The sequence below is a fragment of the Kineococcus indalonis genome, assembly GCF_009906395.1.
Taxonomy (GTDB): domain Bacteria; phylum Actinomycetota; class Actinomycetes; order Actinomycetales; family Kineococcaceae; genus Kineococcus; species Kineococcus indalonis.
In genome coordinates, this window is record NZ_JAAALM010000063.1 from 1 (window position 1) to 11,837 (window position 11,837).

The 11,837-nt window shown below is 75.1% G+C and carries 8 protein-coding genes; all 8 read left to right on the forward strand.

The genetic code is table 11. The features are described from left to right. Window positions 1-160 precede the first annotated feature (160 nt). The 8 genes from GTR00_RS05355 to GTR00_RS05390 all read left to right on the forward strand — a co-directional run bounded on the left by GTR00_RS05355 (window position 161) and on the right by GTR00_RS05390 (window position 11,805). Entirely contained in the window at window positions 161-433 is a 273-nt protein-coding gene (locus GTR00_RS05355; protein WP_166610602.1) for an HGxxPAAW family protein, read from the forward strand. Window positions 434-570: 137 nt separating this feature from the next. Further along, window positions 571-1,395 (forward strand): indole-3-glycerol phosphate synthase TrpC, encoded by an 825-nt coding sequence (gene trpC / locus GTR00_RS05360; protein ID WP_166610603.1) that lies wholly within the window; start codon window positions 571-573, stop codon window positions 1,393-1,395. Then, window positions 1,392-2,699: a tryptophan synthase subunit beta gene (gene trpB / locus GTR00_RS05365; protein ID WP_166610604.1), complete on the forward strand. Its 1,308-nt coding sequence runs from the start codon at window positions 1,392-1,394 to the stop codon at window positions 2,697-2,699. The genes trpC and trpB overlap by 4 nt, the downstream gene beginning before the upstream one ends. A 17-nt stretch (window positions 2,700-2,716) precedes the next feature. Then, window positions 2,717-3,544, forward strand: coding sequence for a tryptophan synthase subunit alpha (trpA, locus tag GTR00_RS05370; RefSeq protein WP_407659611.1), 828 nt, complete (start codon window positions 2,717-2,719; stop codon window positions 3,542-3,544). Window positions 3,545-3,660: 116 nt separating this feature from the next. Beyond that, window positions 3,661-4,488, forward strand: a complete 828-nt coding sequence (locus GTR00_RS05375; protein ID WP_166610605.1) for a DsbA family protein — start codon at window positions 3,661-3,663, stop codon at window positions 4,486-4,488. A 5-nt stretch (window positions 4,489-4,493) separates the two neighbouring features. Further along, window positions 4,494-5,528: a prolipoprotein diacylglyceryl transferase gene (lgt, locus tag GTR00_RS05380; protein ID WP_323132231.1), complete on the forward strand. Its 1,035-nt coding sequence runs from the start codon at window positions 4,494-4,496 to the stop codon at window positions 5,526-5,528. Between the two features lie 225 nt (window positions 5,529-5,753). After that, the gene (gene gltB / locus GTR00_RS05385) at window positions 5,754-10,352 is read left to right on the forward strand and encodes a glutamate synthase large subunit (RefSeq protein ID WP_166610607.1); all 4,599 of its coding nucleotides are present in this window, start codon (window positions 5,754-5,756) and stop codon (window positions 10,350-10,352) included. Beyond that, window positions 10,345-11,805, forward strand: coding sequence for a glutamate synthase subunit beta (locus GTR00_RS05390; RefSeq protein ID WP_166610608.1), 1,461 nt, complete (start codon window positions 10,345-10,347; stop codon window positions 11,803-11,805). The genes gltB and GTR00_RS05390 overlap by 8 nt, the downstream gene beginning before the upstream one ends. The last annotated feature ends 32 nt before the right edge of the window (window positions 11,806-11,837 follow it).

The window sequence follows — 11,837 nt, forward strand, 5'->3', positions numbered from 1 at the left end:
GGACTCCCTGACGCGGGGGGACGACCCCACCCGCTGAGGCGCCCGGCCCGAGCGCACCGGCCCGAGCGCACCGGCCCCGCGCCGCGCACCGGCCCGCCGCCGCGGCGGCGGGCCGGGTACCGTGGGGCCGCCAGCGCCACGACGTCCGAGGAGCACCACCGTGACCAGCCAGCAGCCCGAGTCCACGCACGGCGACGTCGCCGAGGAGCACGGCCACGGTCACAGCCTCGCCGCCTGGGCCGGGGTGGCCACCTGCCTGGTCGGCTTCCTGGTGCTGTCCCTGGCGGTGGTCTTCACCCACCTGGTCTCCGGCATCGTCGGCGGCGCGATCATCCTGGCCTCGCTGGTGGTCAGCTACGGCCTGGCCAAGGCCGGCCACGGCGTGAAGGACTCCCACGGCCGGCCCGTGGGCGTGGGCCGCTCGCGCCGCTGAGGACCGCTCTGCCGGGCCGCCGGGGCGGCGGCGCGTGCGGCTCAGGCGCCGCCCGGGGTGCGCGCGCGCACCGCCGCGCGGCCCCGGGCGGTGGAGGCGGCGCCGGGGCGTGTCCGCCGGGGACTACCCTGCCAAGCGTGACCGTCCTCGACGACATCCTCGCCGGCGTCCGCGAGGACCTGGAGCAGCGGCAGGCCAGCACCTCGCTGGCGGAGCTGAAGGAGCGCGCGCACCGGCAGGTGCCCGCCAAGGACGCCGCGGCGCTGCTGCGCCCGCGCGACAGCGAGCAGCGCGGCGTGAAGGTGATCGCCGAGGTCAAGCGCGCCAGCCCCTCCAAGGGCGAGCTGGCGGGCATCCCCGACCCGGCCGAGCTGGCCCGCCAGTACGAGCTGGGCGGTGCCAGCGTCATCAGCGTGCTCACCGAGCAGCGCCGCTTCGGCGGCAGCCTGGCCGACCTGCGCGCGGTGCGCTGCGCGGTGGACGTGCCGGTGCTGCGCAAGGACTTCGTCGTGGGCTCCTACCAGCTGTGGGAGGCGCGCGCCTGGGGTGCCGACGTCGTCCTGCTCATCGTGGCCGCCCTGGAGCAGGAGGCCCTGGTCTCCCTGGTGGAGCGCACCCACTCCCTGGGCATGACCGCCCTGGTGGAGGTGCACACCGCCGAGGAGGTCGAGCGGGCCGTGGCCGCCGACGCCCGCGTCGTGGGCGTCAACAACCGGAACCTGAAGACCCTCGAGGTCGACAACTCCACCTTCGCGCAGCTGGCGCCGCTGATCCCCGCCGGCGTGGTGAAGGTCGCCGAGTCCGGCGTGCGCGGCCCGCACGACGTCGTGGAGTTCGCCCGCGCCGGCGCCGACGCGGTCCTGGTCGGCGAGACCCTGGTGCGCGGCGACGACCCGCGCCGCGCGGTGGCCGACCTCGTGGCCGCCGGCGCCCACCCGGCCGTGCAGGCGGTGCGCCCGTGAGCGCCCCCACCGCCCGGCGCGAGGAGCCCGCAGGGCCCGCCGCGCTGTCGGCCGAGCGCGGCCCGTACTTCGGCGCCTTCGGCGGCCGCTTCGTGCCCGAGGCCCTGGTGGCCGCCCTCGACGAGATCGAGGCGGCGCACACCGCCGCGATGGCCGACGAGTCGTTCCTGGCCGAGCTGGCCGAGCTGCACCGCACCTACTCCGGCCGGCCCAGCATCATCACGCCCGTGCCCCGCTTCGCCGAGCACGCCGGCGGCGCCACCGTGCTGCTCAAGCGCGAGGACCTCAACCACACCGGCTCGCACAAGATCAACAACGTCCTCGGCCAGGCGCTGCTGACCCGGCGGATGGGCAAGCGCCGCGTCATCGCCGAGACCGGCGCCGGGCAGCACGGCGTGGCCACCGCCACGGCCGCGGCCCTCATGGGCCTGGAGTGCGTGGTGTACATGGGCGAGGAGGACACCCGTCGCCAGGCGCTGAACGTCGCCCGCATGCGCCTGCTGGGTGCTGAGGTCGTGCCCGTCACCGCCGGCAGCCGCACCCTGAAGGACGCCGTCAACGAGGCCTTCCGCGACTGGGTCGCCTCGGTGGACACCACCCACTACGTCTTCGGCACGGTCGCCGGCCCGCACCCCTTCCCGGTGCTGGTGCGCGACCACCAGCGGGTCATCGGCCTGGAGGCGCGCGCCCAGGTGCTCGAGCTGACCGGCCGGCTGCCGGACGCGGTGTGCGCCTGCGTGGGCGGCGGCTCCAACGCGATCGGCATCTTCCACGCCTTCCTCGACGACCCGGCCGTGCGCCTGTTCGGCTTCGAGGCGGGCGGGGAGGGCGTGGGCTCGGGCCGCCACGCCGCCTCCATCACCGGCGGCTCGCCGGGGGTGTTCCAGGGCGCGCGGCAGTTCGTGCTGCAGGACGAGGACGGGCAGACGGTGGAGTCGCACTCCATCTCCGCCGGCCTGGACTACCCCGGGGTGGGCCCGGAGCACTCCTGGCTGGGCGCCTCCGGGCGCGCCGAGTACCGCCCGGTCACCGACGCCGAGGCCATGGAGGCCTTCCGGCTGCTGTGCCGCACCGAGGGCATCATCCCCGCCATCGAGAGCGCCCACGCCCTGGCCGGGGCGCTGCGCGTGGGCCGCGAGCTGGGCCCGGAGGCGGTGCTGCTGGTGAACCTCTCCGGCCGCGGGGACAAGGACGTGGACACCGCCGCCCGCTGGTTCGGGCTCGTCAGCGACGCCGACCTGGTGGCGTCGGAGGCCGAGCGCGTCGCCGACGCGCCGCAGGACACCGAGGGGTCGGGCTGGTGAGCACCACGAGCGTGGACGTGAGCGGAGCGGGCCGGGGCGCCGCCCGGGCGGGCACCTCCGCCGCGGCGGTGGACCGCGCGAGGGCCGAGGGCCGCTCGGCCCTGGTGGCGTACCTGCCCGTCGGCTTCCCCGACCTCGACGCCAGCGTCGCGGCCGCGAAGGCGGCGGTGGCCGGGGGCGCGGACGTCGTCGAGCTGGGCCTGCCGTACTCGGACCCGACGATGGACGGGCCCACCATCCAGCGCGCCGTGGACGCGGCCCTGCGCGCGCGCACCCGCCCCGCGGACGTGCTGCGCGCCGTGGAGCAGGTCGCCGCCACCGGCGCGGCCGTGCTGGTGATGACGTACTGGCCGCCGGTGGACCGCTACGGCGTGGCCCGCTTCGCCGCCGACCTGGCCTCCGCGGGCGCGGCCGGGCTCATCACGCCCGACCTCATCCCCGACGAGGCCGCCGCCTGGCTCGAGGCCAGCGACGAGCACGACCTGGAGCGGGTCTTCCTCGTCGCGCCCAGCTCCACCGACGCGCGCCTGGCCTCCACCGCGGCCGCCTGCCGCGGGTTCGTCTACGCCGCCTCCACGATGGGCGTCACGGGCGCGCGCACCACGGTGGGCGCCGGCGCCGCCCGCCTGGTGGAGCGCACCCGCGCGGCCGGGGCCGAGCGCGTCTGCGTCGGCCTGGGGGTGTCCACGCCCGAGCAGGCCGCGCAGGTGGCCGGCTACGCCGACGGCGTCATCGTCGGCTCCGCGTTCGTCGCGCGCCTGCTGGAGGCGGACTCCCCGGCCGCCGGCGCGCGGGCCGTGGGCGAGCTGGCCGAGCGGCTGGCCGAGGGCGTGCGCCGGTCCTGAGCGGGCGGGGCCGGTCCAGCACCGGTCCGCCAGCGGCACCCGCCGGCGCGGCCACCGCCGCGCCGGCAGACCCGACCGCCCGGTCCCGTGCCCGGGCGCCTGCGAGGAGAGCAGCGTTGAGCAGCAAGAAGCGACCCGGCGGCGACCCCGCGCGCGCCGGCCTGGCCGAGGACGCCCGCGAGGCGCGCCGCGCCAAGGCGGCCGCGCTGCGCCAGCGCGAGCTGGCCCGCGAGCGCAGCCGCCGCGTGCTGCTGGTCAGCGTCGCCGTCGTCGCGGTGCTCGCCCTGGTGGCCGTCGTGGTGGTCCTCGTCGCCCGCGAGCGCGACGCCGCGACCACCACCGCCGGCGCCACCCCGCCCTCGGCCTCCGGGGGGGCCGGCGGCTACGTGCTGCCGGGCGAGCCGGCCGCCGGTGCCCCCTCGCTGGACGTGTGGCTGGACTACCAGTGCCCGTACTGCGCGCGGTTCGAGGCCGCCGCCGGTGACGCCTACGTGCAGCTGGCCGCCTCCGGGCGGGCGCGCGTGGTCGTGCACACCCTGAGCTTCCTGGACGACAGCCTGCGCAACGACTCCTCCACGCGCGCCGCCGAGGGCGCCGCGGCCGCCGACGCGCAGGGCCGCTTCGCGGAGTACACCCGGGCCGTCTTCGCCCGCCAGCCGCAGGAGGAGGGCGACGGCTACAGCGACGAGCAGCTGCGCGAGGCGGCCCGGGAGGCCGGGGTCGCCGACCTGGACCGCTGGCAGCGGGCCCTGGACGACGACGAGTACGCCGGCTACGTGCGCCGGGTGCAGGACGGCATGGGGGCCGCGGGCGTCTCGGGCACCCCCACCGTGCAGATCACCCCCGAGGGCGGGGCGACCACCGCCCTGGACACCGAGCAGCTCCTCGGCGCCGACCCGGCCGGCTACCTGCAGCAGCAGGTCGCCGCGGCCGCCGCGTCGTGAGCGCGGTGAGCGCCCTGCCCGCGGCCCTGCCCGCGGCGCTGCCCGCGGCGCTGCCCGCCGCGCTGCCCAGCCCGACGCAGGGCGTGTGGCACCTGGGCCCGGTGCCGCTGCGCGCGTACGCGCTGTGCATCCTCGCCGGCATCGTCGTGGGCCTGTGGATCACCTCGCGCCGCTGGCGCGCCCGCGGCGGCCGGCCGGACTTCCCGCTGGACGTGGCGGTGTGGGCCGTGCCGCTGGGCGTGGTCGGCGCCCGGCTGTACCACGTGCTCACCTCCCCGGAGGCGTACTTCGGCGCCGGCGGCGAGCCGGTGCGCGCGCTGTACGTGTGGCAGGGCGGCCTGGGCATCTGGGGCGCGGTGGCCGCCGGCGTGCTGGGCGCCTGGATCGCCTGCCGGCGCGCCGGGTACCGCCTGGCGCCCTTCGCCGACGCCGCCGCCCCGGGCCTGCTGGTGGCGCAGGCGCTGGGCCGCTGGGGCAACTGGTTCAACAACGAGCTGTACGGGCGCGCCACCGACGTGCCGTGGGCGCTGACGGTCCACCGCTGGGACGAGGCCGCCGGGCGGGCCGTCACCGGCGCCGACGGGCGGGCGGAGGTGCTGGGCACCTTCCACCCCGCGTTCCTGTACGAGTCGCTGTGGTGCCTGCTGTCCGCCGCGCTGATCGTGCTGGTCGACCGGCGCGCGCGGCTGCGGCACGGGCAGGCCTTCTTCCTGTACGTGGCCCTCTACACCGCGGGCCGCTCGGTCACCGAGGCGCTGCGGGTGGACGAGGCCAACGTGGTCGCCGGGCTGCGCGTGAACCAGTGGGTGGCCGCGGTCGTGCTCGTGGCCGCGGTGGTCGCCCTGGTGCTCTCCCGGCGCCGCCACCGGGGTGAGCGGGCGGGGGAGGCTGGTCGGGACGAGCCGCTGGAGCGGGTACCCTCACCGCAGTCCCCGGTGGCCACTCCTCCCTCCGGTGACGCCGTGCCGCAGGCAGGTGCACAGACCGTGACCGATTCCTCGCAGCCGACCTCGAAGGACCACGACCACCCGTCGTCGTGATGATCCGGTGACGCTCTCGTGCGAATGAGCACGAGGTCCGTGGCGTTACAGTGAGGTGAACGTGGGCCAGCGCCGTCCCGCGTTCGGGGGTGCGCGTCCACCAGGCGCGCCACCTCCGCCCGGGAAGACCGCTCCGGCGGCCCGGGACCCGCTCGAAGAGACCCGTCGAGAGACCCCCTGTCCATCGAGGTCCTCCCGGACCTCTCTCCGAGGACGGTGCACCGCATGTCGCAACCCCTCGCGCCCACCGCGCAGCACGCCGCCCGCACCGAGCGGGCCGTCCGTCCCCTGCCCTTCTCCGCGCTGCCCCCGGACGCCGGGCTGTACGAGCGCAGCAACGAGCACGACGCCTGCGGCGTGGCCTTCGTCGCCACGATGCGCGGCGAGCCCGGCCACGACATCGTCGAGCACGCCCTGACCGCCCTGCGCAACCTCGACCACCGCGGCGCGGTGGGCGCGGAGACCAACACCGGCGACGGTGCGGGCATCCTCACCCAGGTCCCCGACGAGTTCCTGCGCGCCGTCATGGCCGAGCAGGGCGTCGAGCTGCCCGCCAAGGGCGCCTACGCCGCCGGCAACGCCTTCCTGCCCGTCGAGCACGCCGAGCGCGCCGAGGCCGTGGCCCGCGTCGAGGCCATCGCCGAGGAGGAGGGCCTGCTCGTCCTCGGCTGGCGCGACGTGCCCGTCACCGCCGACCTCGTGGGTGCGCAGGCGCGCGCCTGCATGCCCCACTTCGCCCAGCTGTTCCTGGCCGGGCGGGCGGGGGAGAGCGGCATCGACCTGGACCGGCGGGTGTACCCGCTGCGCAAGCGCGCCGAGCGCGACCTGGGCGTGTACTTCCCCTCGCTGTCGGCGCGCACCATGGTCTACAAGGGCATGCTGACCACCGGTCAGCTGGAGCCCTTCTTCCCGGACCTGTCCGACCGGCGCTTCACCACCGAGCTGGGCCTGGTCCACTCGCGCTTCTCGACGAACACCTTCCCGTCGTGGCCGCTGGCGCACCCCTTCCGCACCATCGCCCACAACGGCGAGATCAACACCGTCAAGGGCAACCGCAACTGGACCGCGGCGCGCGAGTCGACGATGAGCACCCCGCTCATCCCCGGCGACGTGCAGCGCCTGGGTCCCATCTGCGCCACCGAGGGCTCGGACTCCGCCTCCTTCGACGAGGTGCTGGAGCTGCTGCACCTGGCCGGGCGCTCCCTGCCGCACGCGGTGCTGATGATGATCCCCGAGGCGTGGGAGAACAACACCGAGATGGACCCGGCCCGCCGGGCCTTCTACGAGTTCCACTCGATGTTCTCCGAGCCCTGGGACGGCCCGGCCAACCTCACCTTCACCGACGGCACCCTCATCGGCTGCGTCCTGGACCGCAACGGGCTGCGCCCCTCGCGGTACTGGGTCACCGACGACGGCCTGGTCGTCCTGGCCAGCGAGGTCGGCGTCCTGGACCTGGACCCCGCCTCGGTCGTCACCCGCGGCCGCGTCGCGCCCGGCAAGATGTTCCTGGTCGACACCGCCCGCGGGCGCATCGTCGACGACGAGGAGATCAAGGCCGAGCTGGCCGCCGCCCAGCCGTACGCCGAGTGGCTGAAGAACGTCGTGCACCTGGGCGACCTGCCCCCGCGCGAGCACGTGGTGCACACCCACGCCTCGGTGGCCCGGCGCCAGCAGACCTTCGGGTACACCGAGGAGGAGCTGCGCCTCATCCTCGCCCCGATGGCCCGCGCCGGCGCCGAGCCGATCGGCTCCATGGGCTCCGACACGCCCCTGGCGGTCCTCTCGCAGCGCCCGCGGCTGCTCTTCGACTACTTCACCCAGCTCTTCGCGCAGGTCACCAACCCGCCGCTGGACGCCATCCGCGAGGAGCTCGTCACCTCGCTGATCACCATCGCCGGCCCGCAGAAGAACTTCCTGGCCGCCAGCCCGGCGCACTGCCACCAGCTGGTGCTGCCCTTCCCCGTGATCGACAACGACGAGCTCGCCAAGATCGTCCACATCGACCGCGACCGGCGGAACCCCGGGCGCACCACCCACACCGTCAAGGGCCTGTACCGCGTCGCCGGCGGCGGCGCGGAGCTGGCCCGGCGCATCGAGGAGATCCGCGCGGAGGTCTCGCGCGCCATCGCCGACGGCGCGGTCTTCGTGGTCCTGTCCGACCGCGACTCCACCGCCGAGCTGGCGCCGATCCCCTCGCTGCTGCTGACCAGCGCGGTGCACCACCACCTGGTGCGCCAGAAGCTGCGCACCCAGGTCGGCCTGGTCGTCGAGGCCGGCGACGTGCGCGAGGTGCACCACGTCGCGCTGCTCATCGGCTACGGCGCCGCCGCCATCAACCCGTACCTGGCGATGGAGACCGTCGAGGACCTCGCCCGCACCGGCGTGATCACCGGCGTGGACCCGCAGACCGCGGTGCGCAACCTCATCAAGGCGCTGGGCAAGGGCGTGCTGAAGGTCATGTCCAAGATGGGCATCTCCACCGTCGCCTCCTACCGCGGCGCGCAGGTCTTCGAGGCCCTGGGCCTGTCGCAGACCCTCGTCGACGAGTACTTCACCGCCACCACCTCCCGCCTGGGCGGCGTCGGCCTGGACGTGCTCGCCGAGGAGGTCGCGCGCCGGCACCGCATCGCCTACCCCGTGGAGGGGCAGGAGCGCGCCCACCGCCGCCTGGAGACGGGCGGGGAGTACCAGTGGCGCCGCGAGGGCGAGCCGCACCTGTTCGACCCCGAGACCGTCTTCCAGCTGCAGCACTCCACCCGCCAGCGCAACGAGGCCCTCTTCCGCAAGTACACCTCCCGGGTGGACGAGCAGGCCGAGCGGCTGATGACCCTGCGCGGGCTGCTGCAGCTGAAGAAGGGCGTGCGCGAGCCCGTCCCCGTCGACGAGGTCGAGCCGGTCAGCGAGATCGTCAAGAGGTTCTCCACCGGCGCGATGAGCTACGGCTCCATCAGCCAGGAGGCCCACGAGGTCCTGGCCGTGGCCATGAACCGCCTGGGCGCGAAGTCCAACACCGGCGAGGGCGGCGAGGACGTCGAGCGCCTGCTGGACCCGGTGCGCAACTCCGCGATCAAGCAGATCGCCTCGGGCCGCTTCGGCGTGACCAGCATGTACCTCACCCACGCCACCGACCTGCAGATCAAGGTCGCCCAGGGCGCCAAGCCCGGCGAGGGCGGGCAGCTGCCCGGGCACAAGGTCTACCCGAACATCGCCAAGACCCGGCACTCCACGCCCGGCGTCGGGCTCATCTCCCCGCCGCCGCACCACGACATCTACTCCATCGAGGACCTCGCCCAGCTCATACACGACCTGAAGAACTCCAACCCCGCGGCACGGGTGCACGTCAAGCTCGTGTCCGAGGTGGGCGTCGGCACGGTCGCCACCGGCGTGTCCAAGGCCAAGGCCGACGTGGTGCTCATCTCCGGGCACGACGGCGGCACCGGCGCGGCGCCGCTGACCAGCCTCAAGCACGCCGGCGGCCCCTGGGAGCTCGGCCTGGCCGAGACCCAGCAGACCCTGGTGGTCAACGGGCTGCGCGACCGCATCTCCGTGCAGGTCGACGGCCAGCTGAAGACCGGCCGCGACGTCGTCATCGCCGCCCTGCTGGGCGCCGAGGAGTTCGGCTTCGCCACCGCCCCGCTGGTCGTCTCCGGCTGCATCATGATGCGCGTGTGCCAGCTGGACACCTGCCCGGTGGGCGTGGCCACCCAGAACCCCGAGCTGCGCTCGCGGTTCAACGGCAAGGCCGAGTACCTGGTGACGTTCTTCGAGTACCTGGCGCAGGAGGTGCGCGAGTACCTCGCGCAGCTCGGCTTCCGGTCCCTGGAGGAGGCCGTGGGCCACGTGGAGGTCCTCGACACCCGCCGCGCGGTCGCGCACTGGAAGGCCTCCGGCCTGGACCTGGCGCCGATCCTGCACGCGCCTACCGCGCCGGAGGGTTCCGCGCTGCACCAGACGCAGGCGCAGGACCACGCCCTGGAGAAGGCGCTGGACCACGTCCTCATCGAGCGCGCCGGCGCGGCCCTGCGCGACGGCACGCCGGTGCAGGTGGAGCTGCCGGTGCGCAACGTCAACCGCACCATCGGCACCCTGCTGGGCCACGAGGTCACCAAGGCGTGGGGCGAGGCGGGGCTGCCCGAGGGCACCATCGACGTCACGCTGACCGGCTCGGCCGGCCAGTCGCTGGGCGCCTTCCTGCCGCGCGGCATCACGCTGCGCCTGTTCGGCGACACCAACGACTACGTGGGCAAGGGCCTGTCCGGCGGCACCGTCGTGGTGCGCCCGGACCGCGCCACCGGCTCGCGCGAGCGCGACATCGTCGCCGGCAACGTCATCGGCTACGGCGCCACCGCGGGCCGGATGTTCCTGCGCGGTGAGGTCGGGGAGCGCTTCTGCGTGCGCAACTCCGGCGCCACCGCCGTCGTGGAGGGCGTGGGCGACCACGCGCTGGAGTACATGACCGGCGGTGAGGTCGTCGTGCTGGGCCGCACCGGGCGCAACGTCGCCGCGGGCATGTCCGGCGGCCTGGCCCACGTGCTCGACCTCAAGGGGTCCCGCGTCAACCGCGACATGGTCGACGTGGAGCCGATGGACGACGAGGCGGCCGCACGCGTGCACGACCTGCTCGTCGCCCACCGCGAGCACACCGACTCCACCGTCGCCGCCAAGCTCCTCGCCGACTGGGGGGCCGCGCGGCAGCGCTTCTCGACGATCGTCCCGCGGGACTACCGCCGCGTCCTGCAGGTCCGCGCCCAGGCCGTCAGCGACGGTCTGGAGCCGGACTCCGACGCCGTGCTGACCCGCATCATGGAGGCTTCTCATGGTTGATCCCCGGGGTTTCCTGAAGGTCCGCGAGCGCGAGCTCCCGCCCCGCCGCCCCGTGCCGCTGCGCCTGATGGACTGGCGCGAGGTGTACGAGAAGCAGAGCGACGACGCGCTCAAGCGGCAGGCCGGGCGCTGCATGGACTGCGGCATCCCGTTCTGCCACAACGCCTGCCCGCTGGGGAACCTCATCCCCGAGTGGAACGACCTGGTCAGCCGCGGCGACTTCGCGCAGGCCTCCGAGCGGCTGCACGCGACGAACAACTTCCCGGAGTTCACCGGCAAGCTGTGCCCGGCGCCGTGCGAGTCGGCGTGCGTGCTGGGCATCAACCAGCCGCCGGTGACGATCAAGCAGGTCGAGGTGATGATCGCCGAGCACGCGGTCGGCCTGGGCGGGCTGGAGCCGCGCCCGCCGGAGCGCCTGACCGGCAAGACCGTCGCCGTGGTCGGCTCCGGGCCCGCGGGCCTGGCCGCCGCCCAGCAGCTGACCCGCGCCGGGCACACCGTCGCCGTGTACGAGCGCGACGACAAGATCGGCGGGCTGATGCGCTACGGCATCCCCGAGTTCAAGATGGAGCGCGCCGTCCTGGACCGGCGCCTGGCGCAGATGGAGGCCGAGGGCACCCGCTTCCGCCCCGGCGTCAGCATCGGCACCGACATCACCGGTGAGCAGCTGCGCGACCGGTACGACGCGGTCGTCGTGGCCACCGGGGCCACCCAGTGGCGCGACGTGCAGCTGCCCGGCCGCGAGCTGGCCGGGGTGCACCAGGCGATGGAGTACCTGCCGCCGACCAACCGCGTCGCGGTGGGCGAGCCGCGCCCGGAGCACTACGTCGACGCCGCCGGCCTCGACGTGGTCGTCATCGGCGGCGGCGACACCGGATCGGACTGCTACGGCACCGCGCTGCGCCAGGGCGCCCGCTCGGTGACGCAGCTGGACATCTACCCCAAGGCCCCCGGCGAGCGCTCCGAGGACGAGCCGTGGCCGACGATGCCGAAGGTGTTCAGCGTCTCCTCCTCCCACGAGGAGGGCGGCGAACGGCGCTTCTCCGCCTCCACGCAGGCCCTCGTCGGCGACGAGCACGGGCGCGTGAAGGCCCTGCGCGTCGTGGAGGTGCGCAAGGTCGACGGCGTGTGGACGCCGGTGGAGGGCACCGAGCAGGACATCCCGGCGCAGCTGGTGCTGCTGGCGATCGGCTTCTCCGGTCCCGAGCACGGCGACCTGGTGGGCCAGCTCGGACTGGGCACCGACGCGCGCACCCGCTTCACCCGCACGCCGGGCTACGCCAGCGGCACCCCGGGGGTGTTCGTCGCCGGCGACGCCGGCCGCGGGCAGTCCCTCATCGTGTGGGCGATCGCGGAGGGCCGCGCGTGCGCGGCCGCGGTCGACGAGTACCTCATGGGCGACACCGCCCTGCCCTCGCCGATCCGCGCCGACGCGGCCCCGCTGACCGCCTGAGGCGCCACCTCCCGGTGGCACCGCCCACCCGC

Bases quoted from the DNA above. Each gene is read 5' to 3' on its own strand.
- GTR00_RS05390 (WP_166610608.1), top strand. From the start codon at position 10,345: ATGGTTGATCCCCGGGGTTTCCTGAAGGTCCGCGAGCGCGAGCTCCCG.
- gltB (WP_166610607.1), top strand. From the start codon at position 5,754: ATGTCGCAACCCCTCGCGCCCACCGCGCAGCACGCCGCCCGCACCGAG.